At 53.2% G+C, this 17,776-nt stretch carries 16 protein-coding genes; 14 read left to right on the top strand and 2 right to left on the bottom strand.

Going from position 1 to position 17,776, the window contains the following annotated elements; genetic code table 11:
* Positions 1–7 precede the first annotated feature (7 nt).
* From VMF88_02275 to VMF88_02340, 14 genes are all read left to right on the top strand, one after another.
* Positions 8–1,114: a flagellar basal body P-ring protein FlgI gene (locus tag VMF88_02275; protein ID HTY09875.1), complete on the top strand. Its 1,107-nt coding sequence runs from the start codon at positions 8–10 to the stop codon at positions 1,112–1,114.
* Positions 1,115–1,942, top strand: a complete 828-nt coding sequence (locus tag VMF88_02280; protein ID HTY09876.1) for a transglycosylase SLT domain-containing protein — start codon at positions 1,115–1,117, stop codon at positions 1,940–1,942.
* Positions 1,929–2,378, top strand: coding sequence for a flagellar export chaperone FlgN (gene flgN, locus VMF88_02285; protein ID HTY09877.1), 450 nt, complete (start codon positions 1,929–1,931; stop codon positions 2,376–2,378). The genes VMF88_02280 and flgN overlap by 14 nt, the downstream gene beginning before the upstream one ends.
* A gap of 10 nt (positions 2,379–2,388) precedes the next feature.
* Complete coding sequence (flgK, locus tag VMF88_02290; GenBank protein ID HTY09878.1) at positions 2,389–3,759, top strand: flagellar hook-associated protein FlgK; 1,371 nt, start codon at positions 2,389–2,391, stop codon at positions 3,757–3,759.
* The gene (gene flgL, locus VMF88_02295) at positions 3,759–4,649 is read left to right on the top strand and encodes a flagellar hook-associated protein FlgL (protein ID HTY09879.1); all 891 of its coding nucleotides are present in this window, start codon (positions 3,759–3,761) and stop codon (positions 4,647–4,649) included. The genes flgK and flgL overlap by 1 nt, the downstream gene beginning before the upstream one ends.
* A 1-nt stretch (position 4,650) precedes the next feature.
* Positions 4,651–5,427 (top strand): flagellar motor protein, encoded by a 777-nt coding sequence (locus tag VMF88_02300; GenBank protein HTY09880.1) that lies wholly within the window; start codon positions 4,651–4,653, stop codon positions 5,425–5,427.
* Position 5,428: 1 nt separating this feature from the next.
* Entirely contained in the window at positions 5,429–6,184 is a 756-nt protein-coding gene (locus VMF88_02305) for a flagellar motor protein MotB (protein HTY09881.1), read from the top strand.
* Positions 6,181–6,597 (top strand): flagellar assembly protein FliW, encoded by a 417-nt coding sequence (gene fliW, locus VMF88_02310; GenBank protein HTY09882.1) that lies wholly within the window; start codon positions 6,181–6,183, stop codon positions 6,595–6,597. The genes VMF88_02305 and fliW overlap by 4 nt, the downstream gene beginning before the upstream one ends.
* 4 nt (positions 6,598–6,601) lie before the next feature.
* On the top strand, positions 6,602–6,856 hold the full coding sequence (gene csrA, locus VMF88_02315) for a carbon storage regulator CsrA (GenBank protein HTY09883.1): 255 nt from the start codon (positions 6,602–6,604) through the stop codon (positions 6,854–6,856).
* Positions 6,857–6,925: 69 nt separating this feature from the next.
* Entirely contained in the window at positions 6,926–7,816 is an 891-nt protein-coding gene (motA, locus tag VMF88_02320; protein ID HTY09884.1) for a flagellar motor stator protein MotA, read from the top strand.
* A complete protein-coding gene (locus VMF88_02325; protein ID HTY09885.1) occupies positions 7,813–8,595 on the top strand; it encodes a flagellar motor protein MotB in 783 nt (260 codons plus the stop codon). Before motA ends, VMF88_02325 begins: the two co-directional genes overlap by 4 nt.
* Positions 8,582–9,784, top strand: coding sequence for an HD domain-containing phosphohydrolase (locus VMF88_02330; GenBank protein ID HTY09886.1), 1,203 nt, complete (start codon positions 8,582–8,584; stop codon positions 9,782–9,784). Before VMF88_02325 ends, VMF88_02330 begins: the two co-directional genes overlap by 14 nt.
* 182 nt (positions 9,785–9,966) lie before the next feature.
* Positions 9,967–13,722, top strand: a complete 3,756-nt coding sequence (locus VMF88_02335; protein ID HTY09887.1) for a DUF3857 domain-containing protein — start codon at positions 9,967–9,969, stop codon at positions 13,720–13,722.
* A gap of 81 nt (positions 13,723–13,803) precedes the next feature.
* A complete protein-coding gene (locus VMF88_02340) occupies positions 13,804–16,200 on the top strand; it encodes a TIM-barrel domain-containing protein (protein ID HTY09888.1) in 2,397 nt (798 codons plus the stop codon).
* Here the strand turns inward: VMF88_02340 and VMF88_02345 are convergent.
* Both VMF88_02345 and VMF88_02350 read right to left on the bottom strand, forming a co-directional pair.
* On the bottom strand, positions 16,190–16,966 hold the full coding sequence (locus tag VMF88_02345; protein ID HTY09889.1) for a lysophospholipid acyltransferase family protein: 777 nt from the start codon (positions 16,964–16,966) through the stop codon (positions 16,190–16,192). The two genes, VMF88_02340 and VMF88_02345, sit on opposite strands and share 11 nt — an antisense overlap.
* Positions 16,963–17,739: a GNAT family N-acyltransferase gene (locus VMF88_02350; protein HTY09890.1), complete on the bottom strand. Its 777-nt coding sequence runs from the start codon at positions 17,737–17,739 to the stop codon at positions 16,963–16,965. Before VMF88_02350 ends, VMF88_02345 begins: the two co-directional genes overlap by 4 nt.
* Positions 17,740–17,776: the final 37 nt, after the last annotated feature.

Here is a 17,776-nt window from a genome sequence, read left to right on the forward strand (position 1 = left end):
AGTACTCATGAAAACATTGAAGATCGCTTTTGTTGCAACTGCTCTTGTTGCTTTCACCTCTTCATCATTTGCAGGGTCGAGGATAAAGGATATCGCCTATCTGCAGGGAATCCGCAATCAGCAATTGATCGGTTACGGGCTCGTTGTCGGGCTTAATGGCACCGGGGATTCGCAGCGGTCGACATTCACGCTGCAATCCGTTGCCAGTATGCTGAAAAGGTTCGGCATCACGGTTCCGCAAAGCGACCTGCGGCTGCGGAATGTTGCTGCGGTGATCGTGACTGCCTCGGTCCCCGGTTTTTCAAAAGAGGGAGGGATCGTCGATGTGATCGTCTCGTCGCTCGGCGATGCCACGGGATTGCAGGGGGGGACGCTGTTGATGACGCCCCTATCGGGCCTCGACGGTTCAGTGTATGCCACCGCGCAAGGTCCTCTCTCGGTCGGCGGGTTCAGCGCAAGCGCCGGCGGGAATGAAATTCGGCGCAACCACACCGCTGCCGGGAGGATCCCCGGAGGCGCGACGATCGAAAAAGCTGTTGTTTCCGAGTTCAGCAAAGACTGGTCGATGTATGTTGTCCTTATGCAATCCGATTTTACGACGGCGGAGAGAATTGCAGGCGCCGTGAACGAAAGATTCAAGAGTCAAATTGCCGTTCCCAAAGACGGTTCGACCGTCGCCGTGAGCGTTCCGGAGGAATACCGCAAAGACGGCAGGCTGGTCGAGTTTGTGTCGCTCGTCGAGCTGCTGGAAGTTTCTCCGGACGTCGCCGCAAAAGTTGTCATCAACGAACGAACCGGCACCATCGTCATCGGCGGAAATGTTTCCATCCTTCCGGTGGCCATCTCCTGCGGCGGTTTGAACATCGACATTCAATCGACGCCGGTCATCTCGCAGCCGGGCCCCTTGTCGAACGGTACCACGGTCTCGACGCAAATGACCACCGTAAGCGCAGGCGCTGATTCGTCCGCGGTCTATGCGCTCAACGGCGAGGCGACGGTCCAGGACGTGGCGAAAGCATTAAACTCGATGAAAGTTTCTCCGAGGGACATCATCGCGATCTTCCAGGCCCTTAAAGAATCCGGGGCTCTGAAGGCAGAACTAGTGATCATTTAGATGGCAGATGCAAATACCATATCGTCCGTCGGCAAGGCCCGCGCAATCGGAGCGACCGATGAAGCCTCCAAAGCTAAACTTCAGAAGGCAACGAAGGATTTTGAATCGTTGCTGGTCGGATATATGTTGAAGAGCATGCGGGGTACCGTTCAAAAATCAGGAATGGAGAAGGATGACTTCGGCGGGGACATGATGGAAAGCATGTTCGATATGCAATTTGCACAATACATTTCGGGCAACAGCAACCTCGGTCTAGGCCAAATGCTCTACAAGCAGCTGACGGGAGAGGACCTGCCGAAAGGGGCGGCGCATCAGTCGTACACTTTGCCGCCGGCTTCCACCGTGCCTGCGAATAAAGCGGGAAGTGCACCTCCGGCCCAGCCGCTGACTCCGCCGGCGCAGGTCCAGAAACGGGTCGAAAGTTACGGGGACACAATTCAAGCCGCCGCCCAAAAGTACGGGGTCGACGCGAACCTCATTAAGGCGGTGATGGCAAGCGAGTCGGGAGGGAAACCGTTCGCGCGATCGGCGAAAAACGCAAAAGGGCTCATGCAATTGGTCGATTCCACCGCAGCGGATATGGGAGTAAAAAATGTGTGGAATCCCCAGCAGAATATTTTCGGGGGGGCCAAATATCTGAAAGAGCTTATCGACAAGTTCCAGGGAAATTTGCCGAGTGCGGTGGCATCATACAATGCCGGACCGTCAGCGGTTGAAAAGCAGGGAGGAGTCCCTGCGATCAAAGAAACGAAGGAGTATGTAGCGCGGGTCTTGAATTACCTTCAGGGATATGAACAACAGGAACTCTATACCAATGACGACAATTGAACAATTTGAAGAAATTCTTAAAACCGAAGCCGGCGTCGCTGACGCTATCCTGGACTCTCTGTACGAACAGCAGCAGGCGATCATACAATTCCGCGACAGGGCGATCGTCGATGCCGCAGAGCGAGGGAAGCGTCTCCTCGAACCGCTGGAATCTCTCGAGCGTGAGCGCGAAAAGCTCTGCAGGGCGTTCGACAGCACGATGCATCCCGAAACAAACGGGACATTCAGGCTTTCGGGGCTTGCCCGGTCCCTGCCGAACGACCAGGCCGCAAAAATTCTCGGTGCGGGGAAAATTCTGAAGGGAAAAGTTGAAAAGATCATGACGGTCAACAGCCAGAACAGGATGCTCCTGGACCACTCTCTCCGGTTCGTGAAGCAAAGCCTGCGCATCATGACCGATAACTACACGAAAAAATTGGTCGACACAACAATCTAGAGAGAACACTATGGCAGGCTTGAACGACGTACTGAATTCCGCCCGCAGCGCCCTGATCGCGCAGCAGCTTGCGATGGAAGTGACATCGAACAATGTCGCGAATGCGAACACGCCCGGATATTCGCGCGAGCGTGTGGACTTTGAACAAAGTCAGACAACACCCATCAACAAAGGGCTTCTTGGAACGGGGGTCACTGCCAGTCATATCGGCAGGGCGCGCGACCGGATGATCGACCAGCAGCTGTGGGGAGCGAGCGACTCCAACGGGAAGGCAACCACCGAACAATCGATTCTTTCGCAGGTGGAATCGGCATTGAACGAGCCTTCCGACAACGGCCTGAGCGAGATCATGAACAGTTTCTTCAGCGCGTTTCAGAATTTATCCGCACAGCCGGAATCGAGCGCCGCACGCAACAACGTGATCCAGCAGGCGCAGCTCATGTCGCAGTCATTCCACAACATCGACGCCAACATCGCACAGACCAGAAGCAATCTCGTGACCGACGTACAGAGCAAACTCGACAGCATCAATCAGCTTACGAGCGACATCAGCACTCTCGATGTCAGCATCGCCAATGCGACGACCCAGGGGATGGACCCGAGCGCTCTCGAAGACCAGCGGGATCTCAAGATCGATACACTCTCCGGGCTCGTCAACGTCAACGTTGTGGATGACACCGACGGGTCGGTGATGGTCTCTATCGGGGGAACCGAAGTCGCCTCGAAAGCCGGCTCCGCTGCGCTCACCTCAAGCATCAACGGGAACCAAATTCAGATCTTCGCCGGCAATTCGACAGCGCCCACGCAGATCACTTCGGGGCAATTGGGGGGCGACCTGGAATGTTACAATACAATTCTCCCCGATTATTCGTCCAAGCTCGACGCGACGGCCAACGCACTCATCACGCAAATCAATACGATTCACTCTGCCGGGTTCGGGGTCGATACTCCGCCTTCGACCGGAGTCAATTTTTTCACCGGCACCTCCGCGACGGATATCGACGTCAGCACTGATGTCGTGAACGATCCGAATAAAATTGCGGCATCGTCCGACGGGTCGACCGGCAATAATCAGGTCGCCCTCGCTCTGGCCAACCTTCAGAATTCCGCGGTCATGAACGGCGGGACGGAAACCATTCCTCAATACTACAATTCGTTCGTCAGCAATGTCGGGGCGGATGTGAACTCGTCAGAGAATACCTCCACCAATCAGCAATTGATCGTCAATCAACTCCAAAGCCAGCGATCGTCGGTCTCCGGGGTGTCGATCGACGAGGAAATGACGAACCTTACCCAGTACCAGCAGGCATACCAGGCGGCGTCGGAGGTTGTCAGCGTCGTCAATCAAATGATGCAGTCAATTATTACCATGGTGCAATAATGAGAGTCACGGAAAGCAGCATCGCGTCCAATTTTCTCAACAACGTCAACGAAACGCGAGACCGTATCATGCACGAGCAAACGGAGCTTGCGACCGGAAAAAGCGTGAACACCGTCTCCGACAATCCGCAGGCGGCGAACACGATCCTGCAATTGAAAGCGCTCCTGAGCAACAATGCGCAATACCAGCAGAATACCACGTTCGCGCAGACACAGGCGCAGGCGACGGAATCGGCGATGAACAGCTTCACGAACGCGATGATCAGCTTGAAGGGAATTCTGGCGCAGGCGACGAACGGGTCGCTCACAAGCGCCGATATGCAAACGTACGCCGACCAGATCGATCAGCTTCTCAGCGAAGGGGTCGATATCGCCAATACGCAATCCAACGGCGTGTACATTTTTGGCGGAACGAACACGAAACAGCAGCCCTTCACGCTTGCGGCCAACAACGCATCGGTCACGGCGAACCCGAACGGCATCACGGGGTCCATTCAGATCCCCGTGAACGAAGGGGTCACGCAGGTTGTGAACCTCGACGGCCAGCAGGCATTTCAGGGAACGGCCATCTTCAACCTGATGATCCAGGTTCGCAACGAATTGCAGTCGGGTCAAGCTCCGACCACCGCCGAAGCTCAGTCGGTCGATACGTACATCGATGATGTCGCCAATGCGACGGGAAAAGCCGGCGCGATCATGCAGAACCTTACCAACAACGATACGATGCTTTCCGGGCAGCAGACCCAGCTGCAGCAGATGTTGTCCGATCAGCAGGATTCGGATATTGCGGCGACGACGCTGAAAATGAATCAGGATCAGCTGGACCTTCAGGCGGCTCTCAGCTCGGGGGCAAGCGTTCTCCCCGACACACTCTTAAATTTCTTGAAATGACATGAAGAAGTCTCTCGATATAGGAACGGCAGGCGGCCTGGCGCTCGGCTTCATCGCCATCTTCGGGTCTTTTGCTCTGGAGGGAGGTTCCATCGGAGCGTTGATGCTTATTCCGGCAATGCTTATCGTTTTTGGAGGAACATTCGGAGCGGCGATGATCGGGACATCGATGAAGAGCTTCACGAAGATCGGAAAACTCATCAACATGGCTCTCTTCCCGCCGAAATACGAAGTGAAAGAAGCGATCGAATTGATCGTGAGATTTTCGACCGTGGCGCGCAAAGACGGGCTTCTAGCGCTGGAAAAGGAACTCGATAAGGTGGACAACACCTTCATGAAAAAGATCCTTCGCTTTGCGATCGACGGAACGGACCCGGAGGTTCTGCGGTCCCTCGCAGAAACGGAAGTCAGCAACGCGGCACAGCGCCACGCAAAGAGCAGCGCGATCTTTCAGAAAATGGGGGGCTATTCTCCGACGATGGGCATTATCGGAACGGTCATGGGATTGATCGCAACGCTTGCGGCAGCCGGTGAAGATCCGAATTTACTCATTCACCATATCGCCAGCGCGTTCATCGCGACGTTGTGGGGGGTCTTTATGGCGAACATCGTCTGGCTCCCGATCTCGGATAAATTGAAGCACGTGCACGCGGAAGAAAATCTTTTTATGGAAATTATCGTCGAAGGGATTCTATCGATCCAGGTCGGAGAAATTCCTTCGATCATTAAAGCGAAACTCAACAGCATGCTTCCATCCAGTCAGCAGGAGAGTGCGTGAAATGAAGAAACGTGAAAAACATGCTGAGCACGACAATGAGGAGCGCTGGCTGCTGACCTACGCCGACCTCATTACCCTGCTGCTCGGTCTATTCGTCATCCTTTACGCGATGTCGAAGATCGATGCCGGGAAATATGCTCAGCTCGTTTCGGCGATGGGGGGGGTGTTCGGGAAGGAGAAGCCGGGGATCCTTCAAGGGCAGCCCGGGATGCTTCAGTCGCCGATACCCCAGCTTCAAAACGAGCGCCAGAAGATCGAGAAAGAGATCCAGAACGCCCTTGGGTCGGGGATGAAAAAAGATCTCGTGTCCGTGTCTCAAAACGAACGGGGCATCACGATCCACATCATGGAAGAACTGCTGTTCAGTTCAGGGAGCGCAGAGTTCAAGGCGTCATCGCTTATCGTTCTGGATTCCCTGGCGAGCGTATTGAAAAAAATACCCAACGATATCCGTATCGAAGGGCATACGGATAATGTGCCGATCAGCACCCCCCAATTCCCGTCGAATTGGCATCTTTCGGTCGCACGTGCAGTGAATGCAGGATATTATCTCATTCAAAAGCACGGCGTCGACGCCGAGAAAGTCTCGGTGGTCGGTTACGCCGAGTACCGTCCGCTCCTTCCCAATACATCGGATGAAAACAGAGCGCGCAACCGGCGCGTGGACATCGTCATCATTACCAATGTTTCTCACGAACCGCTCGGCATCAACAACGATCATAAATCCAACAACAACCAAGTAAGGACGCTGCAATGAAATGGAAGAATCGCCAATTCGGAGAGCTTGAATTCACGGACGACCTCGTCCTGACCTTTCCCGACGGGATCATCGGGTTCGAAACGTGCAGGCGCTTCGTTCTTATCAACGATGAGGATTCTCAGCCGTTCCGCTGGCTCGTGTCGATCGAACATGAAGACCTCTCGTTTCCCCTGCTGAACCCGCAGATCGTCCTTCCCGGCTATAGCGCAGGGAAATGGCAGAACGACGGTTCGACGGTGCTTGTTGTCGCTTCGCTGGGGAAGGAGATCGAGGATGCTACCGTCAATTTGCGCAGCCCCATCGTCATTGCGAACAATGAAAGAACGGCACAGCAGATCATTCTTGACGAAGAACGTTACGATTTTCGGCATCCTCTTTTCGCCGCATCCAACCCCCCCGTGAAAGGATAGACGTATGCTCGTTCTCACCAGAAAATTTGATGAATCAATCATGATCGGCGACTCCGTCCTTGTTAAAGTTATTGCGATCCAGGACGGTCAGGTGAAAGTCGGCATCGAGGCGCCCAAGGATGTGAGGATTCTTCGGAAGGAAATCTTCGAGGAAATCCACCGTTCGAATTCGCAGGCAGCAAAGGCCTCAAAAGGGGCAGCAATGCAGGCGGCAAAAATACTGCAGAAAAAGGCATCACCTGGAAACCAGGGGAGATAATTTTCTTCCCATGCCGTGGGCATACAAAACATGTATGCAGGCACCAACACTTAGACAGCAAAGAAAGCCATGTTTATTTTTATCGGGATAGCCGTCGTCATCGCAGGAGTGCTCGGAGGATTCATGTTGCACGGAGGTCCCCCCGGAGTCCTTCTGCAATGGAGCGAATTCTTGATCATCGGCGGAGCTGCGGCCGGATCGCTCCTTGTCGGAACGCCGCTCTCCATTCTCATCCGCGTTTTCGGAAATGTCGTCTCCCTCCTGAAAGGGAATCAGTATACCAAGGCCGAATATCTCAACCTGCTCAAATCACAGTTTGAACTTTTCAGCATCGCCCAGAGAGACGGGTTGATCAATATCGAAGCGCATATCGAAAAGCCGGAGGAGAGCTCGATCTTCACGAAGAATCCATTTTTTCTTCACAATCACCATGCGGTCTCGTTTTTTTGCGATTCGATGAAGCTGATGCTGGGAGGAGGCATCGCACCGCACGACCTCGAGTCGCTGCTCGATGCCGACCTTGAGACGCACCATGAAGAGAGCGCCGTGGGGCCGAGCCTCATTCAAAAATTGGGGGATGCGCTCCCGGGTCTCGGCATTGTCGCCGCGGTTCTCGGGATTGTGATCACCATGCAGGCCATCGACGGTCCGCCGGCGGAGATCGGAGAAAAAGTCGCTGCAGCGCTTGTCGGAACGTTCCTCGGAATCCTCATGTCGTACGGATTTGTCCAGCCTCTGGCGACGCACATGGAAATTCTTAATCAGTCAGAAGAGCGGTACTTTGAGTGCATTAAGACCGGCGTGGTGGCATTCGCCAAAGGGAATGCCCCGACAGTCGTCGTCGAATTTTCCCGGCGGGTCATTTTCAGCGAAGTCCGCCCCACCTTCACCGAACTTGAGGCCGCGATCAAAGAAGTCCGGTCCTCAGGATCGCAACCAGCACAGGCGGCGGCAGCATGAACCATTCAGTGACCGACGTTCCTGTCAGGATCATCAAGAAGAAAAAAGGACACGCAGGCCATCACGGGGGAGCGTGGAAGGTCGCCTACGCGGACTTTGTGACGGCGATGATGTCGCTGTTCATCGTCCTCTGGATCGTTGGACAGAGCAAGCAAGTGAAACAATACGTTGCGAACTACTTCAAAGATCCGGGAGCCTTTTTTGAGAGCACCAAAGGGGGAGGGATGTTCCAGGGGACAAATCTTGTCGGTAAGGAACAACTGATCGACGAGTACCTCAAGCGCGATCAGGAAAAACTGAAGGAGATGGGCGAGAGCATTCTCAAAAATCTCGGGAAAGACGAATCGCTGTCGCACCTTATCGACCAGATCAAGATCGATACGGTTGAAGAGGGGATGCGCATCGAACTCCTTGACGCGACAAAAGGGTATTTTTTCGACGTGGGAACGGCAACCCTCAAGCCGGAGGCCAACCGGATTCTTACGATCATCGCGCATGAGGTCGGCAAGCTGCCCAATAAGGTGATCGTAGAAGGGCATACGGACAGCCGGCCGTACTCACGGGCAGACGGCTATACGAATTTTGAATTGAGCGCAGACCGCGCAAACAGCGCACGGAGGGTTCTCGTGGTCAACGGAGTCAAAGAGCATCAGATCGACGAGGTGCGCGGTTATGCCGATTCACGGCTGAGAAATGCAAAAGATCCTTACGATGTCACGAACCGGAGAATCAGCATCATCATCGCATGGCAGGATGGGAAGCAGCATGGAATTAAGTGAGAAGGTCAGGGTCCTGCTCGTCGAAGACGATCCGATCCAACTCAAGATCGCGTCGCATCTTCTCGGCAAGAAGGGATTGTATGATGTGATCACGGCGGGGGACGCCGCAGAAGCGTTCGCGGCAGCCAAAGAAAGAAAGCCCGCACTTGTGATCAGCGATTTTTACCTCCCCGGCGGCGACGGGCTCAGCTTGTGTCAAAAGATCAAAGGGGACCAGCAGTTGAGAAGCACCATGTTCATGCTCCTCACGGCCCAATCGGACCTCGATCAGAAGATTAAGGCGCTCGAAACCGGGGCCGATGACTTTATTTCCAAGCCGTATAACGAAAGTGAATTTCTATCGAGGGTGCAGGTTCTGCTTCGCATCAAAAAACTGCAGGACGAGCTCCAGCAGGACCGCGATCAGCTGCAGGAAGCGAACAAGACCCTCCAGGGTCATTTTGCGGGAATCGTCGATCTCCTCGCGAAGTTCATCACGCTGCGCGTGCCAAATGCGTCGCTCAACGCAGAAAAAGGAGCGCGAATGGCCAGGTGGATGGGGGAGCGGCTCCATCTTGAGGAGCGGGATCTGCATGAGCTTGAACTCGCTGCACGGTTGCACGAGATCGGCAAGATCACGATTCCGGACCCCCTCTTCAAGCGCCATCCCGACCAGCTGACGGATGAAGAGTGGCGGCGTTTCCTCGAGTTTCCGCTGCTGGGAGAGACATTGCTTCATGGAATTCCGGAAATGGAAGAGATCGCGAAGCTCGTCAGGCATCAGCTTGAAAATTATGACGGGTCGGGGTTTCCGGATAAGCTCATGGGGAATGAGATCCATCTCTCATGCAGAATTTTGCGCGCGGTGAACTACCTCGAGCATGCAACCCGCGCCGACGTAACGAGTGCAGAAAACCAGTTTGACCATTTATCCAAGGCGAAAGGGACCAGCCTTGACCCGCACATTGCTCAGCTTCTCCGCGAGTATCTGCAGGTGACGCGCGAGCCATCGTGGCTGGAAGGAAAAGAAGAAATTTCAATTCTCGACCTCCGTGAGGGAATGGTCATCGCCTCGGACATTTGCACCGGGAATGGGACGAAGCTCCTTCCCAGGGAGACAAAAATAACGCGGCCGTTCATCGAGCGCATCTTGGCCCAGCATCATTTTGACCCCATCATCAACAACATCTACGTCTACAAAGCAGAGTAGATCTTCTCACCTGCGATCTTCGTCACATTTCATTTTCCGTATCATCCTTCCAATCGGTTCGCACTCGACGCTCAGTTGTGATTCGTGATTGTTTTTTTTACATTTCTGCGCGCCTAGGGTTGTCTGCGGATGACGATCAAAGAGATTGTGAATTCCCACATGCACATCGTATCGGGTTGATTATGGCCTCCTGCAAATTCTTTTACATTCCCCTTATCTTTTCCTTCGGAATTCAGACCGGATTAGCGAATGCCCCTTCCGATAGCCTTGCAGACGCAGGCTGGAAAGCATGGCAACTACCTGATTATGCGCTTGCCGAGAAGCAATTTCGCGGATCGGTCGAGGCTGATCCGGCGAACTCGAGGGGGTATGCGGGGCTTGCGCTCCTCAAAAATTTTCAGGAACAATATCCGGAATGCTGGGAAGCTCTCGAGAAATTTTCGGGCAAGGAGCCGAACATCTACCCGTACATTTTTTCGTTCTGGCAGACTCTCCGGTTTAGGCTGTACAGGCAGCTCCGAAACACGGATCTCCTCGAATACCTGGCCAAGCTTTCAGACGGCGGCGATGACCGGGGCACTCTTCGGGCACAGGCGGACGAAGCGCTCGAGGATTTTTACCGTGAGAAACACGATCTCTCTACAGCGAATAAATATCACGATAAGATCCATGCGATCAGCGATTGGTTGCTGCTCGGTCCGTTTGAAAACCTCTCCGCCTCGGGGTACGACAAGGTCTATCCCCCCGAGCTCGCCTTCAACCGCGACACCGTCTACGAGGGGAAGGGGGGAGTTCCCGCGGCATGGTTCCCCATCGCCTCTCCCGTTCCAAGCACGTGGGTTGATTTTACCAAACATTTCGGTTTCAAAAATTCGATCTTCTACGCGAACACCTTCGTCTATTCGCCAACGAAAAGAAGCGTGTACTTCCGCGTCGGAACGTCCGGATCTTTTCAGGCCTTCCTCAACGATGAAAAAATTCTGGAGTATTTCGATGAGAACAATAACGACCTTGACACGTATGTTGCCGTGACGGACCTGCAGGAAGGATGGAACCGGGTACTCATCAAATGCGGATACTCTGAAATCGACAAATGTAACTTCCTTGTCCGCATTACCGATGAACATGGAGGGAACATCGGCGGGCTCCGGGTCTCGGCCGATGCAAAAAGCTACACTCCTAAGCCGTCAGCTCCGGTGACTCTCCTGGAGAATCCATTCGAGGCTTATTTTAAGCAGCAGTTGGATCTCTACCCGGACCGCGGCGAAAATTATGCGCTCCTCGCCCAGCTCTATCTTCGCGATGATAAAGCACCGCAGGCGGAGCGCGTTCTTCGAACGGCGCTTTCGCGGTGGCCCCGTTGTCCTCTTTTTTACACGCTCCTGATGGAAGCATACCAACGGGGAAAGAAGACCGACGAAGTTGAAGAATTGGTCGGAAAGCTTTCATCGATCGACGGCGAGCTTCCTCAAGTGCTGAATTTCAAGATCGGGGAAGCGCTCAACAACGAGGAGTATCAGAAAGTGGAAGATCTGCTCGCCCAGCTCAGGAGTCATCATTACGACCCTGAATTTGTCTACCAGGTCGAAATGGGCCTTTTGGGAAAAGAGAAGGAGGTCGACAAGCTCGTCTCACTGGCAGCAGAAGCGTGCGCCAAGTATCCGCTGAATTGGGAATTCGCGAACCTGCAGGCCTTGATCGAATCCGAAATCCGTCATGACCCGGGAAAGGCAGCCGAAGTGGTCGGTGATTATCTTTCGAGGAGCTATGGACTCACCCAGGTATACACGATGGCAAATTATTATCTGAAGGCGGGCAAGCTGGACGAATGGGAGTCCGCTATGAACGACGCGCTCGAGTTTGCTCCGACCTCAACGGGATACGTGTATTCGATGGGGCTCGAGTATCAACTCTCCAAGAATTTTTCAAAAGCAGAGGAGGCATTCCATCATGCGCTCGCGCTGTGTCCCAATAGCGGTGTTTATTGGTCAAAACTTGCGGAGGTCTATAAGTCCACCGGCCGGATCGATGAGGCAAGAACTGCCTACCGGACGGCACTGAAATATGATTCACGCGACTTCGATGCCCGCGAAGCGCTGCGGGAGCTGGAAGGAAAGAAGCCGATCTTTGCGGCATTTACCTCACTCAATATCGACAGTCTTGTCAATGCGGCCCCCGATAAGAAAGAATACGAAAACGACGATGCCGTTATCCTTCTGGACGACGCGAAGCGGGTAGTGTTCGAACACGGAGCGTCGATGGTGGCGAATGAAATGCTGGTAAAAGTATTTGATTCGAGAGGGATCGATGCCTGGAAGCAGTACTCCATCAGCTACAACAGCTATAACGAGGCGTTAGCGATCGAGAAAGCGGTAACGGTTAAAAAGGACGGGACGGAAGTGAAGGCAGATGTCAGCAACGGGGACGTCGTGTTCAAGTCGCTCGAGCCGAATGACTGTCTGTACCTGAAATGGAAGATAAAAAATTACTACAGCGGCATGCTTGCGAAGCATTTCTGGGATACTCATTCGTTCAATGGATTCTTCCCGTTCCGCGTAAGCCGGTATTCGCTCATGGTGCCGAACGAGGCGCAGTTCAACCATCGAACGCAATTCATCGACGACAGCCCCACCGTACGGCATACGGACGAAGCGGTCATTTACGAATGGGAGGCGAAAAATGAACCTTCCATTCGGTATGAAAGCGGAATGCCGGTCCTGCGCGATGTGGGGAAAATGCTGTTCGTCTCGAGCGTCCCTTCGTGGGATTATATCTCCAACTGGTACTCCGATCTCGCGCGCACCAAGACCCGGTCGGCGGCCGAGGTGCAGGACCAGGTCGCAGCGCTGTTCGACGGGAAAAAGAACTTATCGGAGGCAGAAAAGGTCAAGACGATCTACGATTATATTACGGAGAACATTCGTTACAGCAGCGTCTCATTCAGGCAGTCTGCGTATGTTCCGCAGCGGGCGCGCGATGTGTTGGTTCAGCGCCTCGGCGACTGCAAGGACATGGCAACGCTTTGCATCTCGATGTTGAACGAAGCCGGCGTCAAAGCTCACTTCGTCCTCGTCAATACCTGGGATAACGGATTCATCGGAAATATTCTCCCCGGCGTTGAGTTCAACCATTGCATCGTCGGCGTAGAGTTGAAAGGGGGGGTGAAATATATCGATCTCACCGGCGCCTATTTTTCCGTCGGCAGCGTTCCCCCCGCCGTCAACGGAGCATTCGCCCTTGCCATCGAGGATACAACGCGGGCTCCGATGCATCTTGCGCTCAAACAATTCGATCCGAGTACTATTATGCGAACGAGTACCGCGGTGCTTCACAACGATAACAGCATGCTGTTTGTGTGCACAACCCGGCGAACCGGGACGCCGAGTGCCATCATGCGTTATCACTACAGAGGGAAGAGCAAGGATGAACAAATCAAAAAACTGACCGAGATCATTAGCACAGATTACCCGAATATCGCGGTGAAAGATATCAGCATCAAAGACCTCGACAGGCTCGATACGGTGCTTGAAGACAGGCAGGAGTTCACCGTCCCCCAATTTATCTCCGATGTCGGCTCGTTCAAGCTTATTCATCTTCCGTGGACCGATAAACTCTCTCTATCGGAGGCGCTGTCGTACGAAACGCGAAAGTATCCTTACGTGCTGAGAAATCCGATGGATTCGCTGGTTGAAACCCTGGAGGTTCAGCTCCCCTCCGGATACGCGCTCCAGGAGATCCCCAAGTCGATTTCTTTGTCGTGTCCGGCGGGAACGTACAGCGTCGAGTATAAATACGCCGACGGCGTCATCGCTGCAAAAAGGACATTTGTAACCGCCAAGTCGATCGTCAACCCGGATGAATATCAGGAATACAAAAAATTCTATAATCAGGCCTTAAAGGAGGACAATCGGCAGCTTCTTCTCGCCAAAACAGAATAGACTTCAGCAGTATTTTGATTTACTTCACATTATTGAAAGCCCTCTTCATTTGAAATCCTCGAATCCATCGCAGGCGCATCTATGAAAATAGCAATAACCAAGACGAAAATTCTCTTTGCATGCATGATTTCCGTGATGGCAATGAATCCTGCGGCGGCATCGGTTGCCTCCTTTACGAAAAACGCCGACGGGATTACTTGCATCCTGGATAAAGGAGCGATGAAGATCAAGATCTGCCGCAGCGACATCGTCGAAATACAATACAGCATACTTGTTCCGTTTCCCTCCAGACGATCATTGGTTGTCCCTGATTCATGGAAAGGGACTGCGGAGTTTTCCGTTTCAGAGAATCCTGAAGCGGTCGTCGTCTCTACCTCTTCTTTGCAGATCGAGATCAGCAAACGCACCGATGCCATAACTTACAGAGAGCCGACTGGTGCGGTGATTCTGGCCGAAGATCGTGCGGATGGGAAAAGAATGATGCCCGATACCGTCGCGGGCATCCACACCTATGCGTGCTCAACGAGATTTCTCTCTCCCATGGATGAAGCATTGTACGGTCTCGGATGTCATCCGAAGGATTCATTATCGATGAACTATAAAGGACGCGACCAGGACCTCGCAATAAAATATATGACCGGGGCCATCCCCGTCCTCCTGTCGACGCGGGGTTACGGTCTTATGTGGGACAATTACTCTGCATCAAAGTTTTACGGCGCCGAGGAAGGGGATTCCAAATTTGAATACGTATCGGAGAGCGGTGTCATGGTCGACTATTATTTCTTTTATGGACCGGAATTCGACCATATCATCGCATCGTACCGAGCGACAACCGGCGAAGCGCCGATGTTCCCCAAATGGGCATTCGGACTTTTTCAGTCGCAGGATCGATACCAGAGCCAGAAGGAAGTTCTCGCGGTGAAGGATCATTACCGGAATGATCATATCCCGGTCGATTGCATCGTGCAGGATTGGTTCTACTGGGAGCCGAACGTCATCGGCTCGCATGTCATGGCTCCGACACGGTATCCCGATCCGAAAGCGATGGTCGACGAGCTGCATCAGGCGAATATCCATGCTATGATCTCCATTTGGCCGGTCTTTGCAAAGGGTACTCAGAATTTTGATGAACTGAAGAAAGCAGGAGGGATGACGGAGATCACGTGGGACAACGTAATGACCCATACGTTCGACAGTTATTATGACGCCCATGATTCGTCGGCGCGGGATATCTATTGGAGAGAGGCAAAAGACAGCCTCATCGGACGCGACGGATGGGACGCATGGTGGGTTGACCAGTGCGAACCGGATAACGGCGACCTCCTCGATGCCCGGCGGCAGGCGATGTTTTCCATCGGCAAAGGAATAGACTATTTCAACACATTTTCTCTGGCTCACACGACAGGCTTATACAAGAACTGGAGGCATGACATCCCCGGGAAACGCGCCTTCTTTCTCGTGCGGCAGGCGTTCGCAGGGCAGCAGAGGAACTCCGCGACGCTCTGGTCATCCGACATCACTTGCACATTCCATGATTACAAGGATCAGGTCCCCCAGGCGATCAACGCATGCGTCTCCGGCATTCCGTACTGGACTTCGGACATCGGCGGGTACCACCTCGGGTGGATGTCGCCGGATTGGTCGGCGGCTGCGAACAGAGAATTATTCACGCGATGGTTCCAGTTCGGTTCCTTCTGTCCCGTCTTCAGGATCCACGGCAAAGGGGAACGCGCGCTTTTCTCGAACAATTGGGATGCCGAGACAAAGAAAATTTTGTTGAAGTACGACAACCTGCGGTATCGATTGCTCCCGTATATCTATTCGTTGTCGTGGAAAGTGACAAGCGAAGGTTACACACCGATGCGCTCGCTCGCCTTTGATTTCAGGGGGGACAGAGCTGTTGACAATATTCAGGATCAATACATGTTCGGCCCCGCATTTCTTGTAAGCCCTGTGACGGAACCGATGCGCCCCGACGTATCCGCTGTGTTTTCAGGTCAAACGAGAAAAGTATATCTTCCGGAAGCAGCTCTTTGGGTTGATTTCTGGACAGGCAGATCCTATTCGGGAAAAGAAACGATCGATGCGCCGGCTCCGATCGAGACCCTTCCTTTGTATGTGAGAGCCGGTTCGATCATCCCGATGGGGCCGTACATGGAATACGCTACGGAGAAGAAGGCCGATCAGATCGAACTCAGGATCTATCCCGGGGCGAACGGAAAATTCGTGATGTATGAAGATGCTAACGACGGTTATGAGTACGAGAAAGGGGAATATGCCACGATCGAATTTACGTGGAATGACGCTGCCCGGATGCTGACTATTGAGGGGCAGAAGGGGAGTTATCCGGGGATGTTGGCCAAACGCTCGTTCGACGTTGTGCTCGTTCAACCGGATCATGGAACAGGCGTAGAAATCTCTCAGCACATCGACAAGCACGTCGACTACAACGGAACAAGACTCGACGTCAAGCTTTGATGGATTGATTGTTCCGGCTGATGCGATAGTGTGCAAGCTCTGCGAGCTGCTTGACGCCCGGGTAATAATCCGGGGGGATCGGAGGATGCACCGTAAGAGAGGCAACGATCGATCGATGAGCGAGCAGTTTCCAAAAGTGTTCCGCAAAATTCATCGATCCGTACCAGCATACGCTGTCTCTGTTTAACGGACTGAACGGAGCTTCGTCTATTTCAAGATAAGCGATTGTGATCGGGAGGATCTTTGCGTTTGCATGCACGGCGGCGTTGAAGAGCGAACTCTTGAAAGGGAGCACCTGGTCGCCGTTTGTCGATGTCCCTTCCGGAAATATCTGTACATTCACTCCTTGGACCAACGCCTCTTCAATTTCTTTCACCGACTCAACGGTCCCGCGGAAAGCATCCCGGTCCACAAACAAAGTCCCGCCAAGGCTCACGAAACCCCCTAAAATAGGCCATTGTTTGACATCTTTCTTTGCGACAAAGATCGCCGCGAAAGCACAACCGATGACGACCATGTCAAGGTAACTCTGATGATTTGCCACGAGCAGAAAATTCTCCCTCGACAACTCCTCTCCAAGGACATCTCGGACAACGCTAAGTCCGAGAACCGCCGCAGCTGATCTTGTCCACCAGTGAGAGGCGTTTCCTAAGAACCCATTTTTCCTCGCGGGGCTGAAAAAGAGCGCTGCCCGCCCAAACAAAGCAATGAGGCTAAAGAACAAAGAGATGACGCATAGAGCGCAAAACTTCCATAGCCGTTTCACGTTGCTCCGGCCATTTTCCAATAGTGATTTTTGTATTTTTCCGTGATCTTGTCAGTTTCCAGCAGGGCGAAGAAATCGACCGTCCCGAATTGTCTGTCGAGCGCCGGTTCCCCACAGATCAGCGCGCCAGCGCGTAGATATCCCTTTAATAGCGGAGAAAAGTTTTGGATAATGTGATTCACTTCGCGGCCGCTATCGAGTCCGGGAGTAAGGCTCATGGCGCACCGCCGGGTTGGAAACACCCGGTAATGATCTGGCGCGAAATGATGCTCCCTCAGGTAGGCAAATGCGCCGGCGACCTCACCTTCCTCGATGCTGTGAAAGCTTGCGCATCCAAACATCGCGTTGATGTTATGGATCTCGATATACCGGGCGATTCCAGCCCACAATAAATTAACGACAGCAAGTGAGCGATACTCCTTCGCCACACAGGACCGTCCCAACTCCAGCGACTGCCCCGGCAATTGTTTAATGCGCCCGAGTTCGAATTCATTCTCCGAGTAGAAGCCGAAACTTTTCTCCGCTTTTTCCTGCCGCAGCAACCGATACGTACCGACAACATTATCCGTTTCTCTATCCTTGACGATCAAATGGTCGCAGAAGGTGTCGTAGACATCCGAGTCTAGCCCGGTTTCATAGGAAGATTCGAGCCCTTCGTGGAGTTCCAAGTTGAAGACCTTGAAACGGAGCCGGAGGGCTGCTTCAACCTCGTATAAATACTCGGCGATTTTTACTTCGAAGAAGGGAGTCGATGCCAGAAGGTGTTGGTACATGCGAATTGTCCCGTTGAGTGAATGTTCTTGACCAAAG

Source organism: Bacteroidota bacterium (genome assembly GCA_035506275.1).
GTDB lineage: Bacteria > Bacteroidota > Ignavibacteria > UBA10030 > UBA8401 > JAGVPT01.

Coding starts and splice junctions, on each gene's coding strand:
- VMF88_02275 (HTY09875.1), top strand. CDS start 8: ATGAAAACATTGAAGATCGCTTTTGTTGCAACTGCTCTTGTTGCTTTC.
- VMF88_02300 (HTY09880.1), top strand. CDS start 4,651: ATGAAGAAGTCTCTCGATATAGGAACGGCAGGCGGCCTGGCGCTCGGC.
- csrA (HTY09883.1), top strand. CDS start 6,602: ATGCTCGTTCTCACCAGAAAATTTGATGAATCAATCATGATCGGCGAC.
- flgN (HTY09877.1), top strand. CDS start 1,929: ATGACGACAATTGAACAATTTGAAGAAATTCTTAAAACCGAAGCCGGC.
- VMF88_02325 (HTY09885.1), top strand. CDS start 7,813: ATGAACCATTCAGTGACCGACGTTCCTGTCAGGATCATCAAGAAGAAA.
- flgK (HTY09878.1), top strand. CDS start 2,389: ATGGCAGGCTTGAACGACGTACTGAATTCCGCCCGCAGCGCCCTGATC.
- flgL (HTY09879.1), top strand. CDS start 3,759: ATGAGAGTCACGGAAAGCAGCATCGCGTCCAATTTTCTCAACAACGTC.
- VMF88_02340 (HTY09888.1), top strand. CDS start 13,804: ATGAAAATAGCAATAACCAAGACGAAAATTCTCTTTGCATGCATGATT.
- VMF88_02305 (HTY09881.1), top strand. CDS start 5,429: ATGAAGAAACGTGAAAAACATGCTGAGCACGACAATGAGGAGCGCTGG.
- VMF88_02330 (HTY09886.1), top strand. CDS start 8,582: ATGGAATTAAGTGAGAAGGTCAGGGTCCTGCTCGTCGAAGACGATCCG.
- fliW (HTY09882.1), top strand. CDS start 6,181: ATGAAATGGAAGAATCGCCAATTCGGAGAGCTTGAATTCACGGACGAC.
- motA (HTY09884.1), top strand. CDS start 6,926: ATGTTTATTTTTATCGGGATAGCCGTCGTCATCGCAGGAGTGCTCGGA.
- VMF88_02335 (HTY09887.1), top strand. CDS start 9,967: ATGGCCTCCTGCAAATTCTTTTACATTCCCCTTATCTTTTCCTTCGGA.
- VMF88_02350 (HTY09890.1), bottom strand. CDS start 17,739: ATGTACCAACACCTTCTGGCATCGACTCCCTTCTTCGAAGTAAAAATC.
- VMF88_02280 (HTY09876.1), top strand. CDS start 1,115: ATGGCAGATGCAAATACCATATCGTCCGTCGGCAAGGCCCGCGCAATC.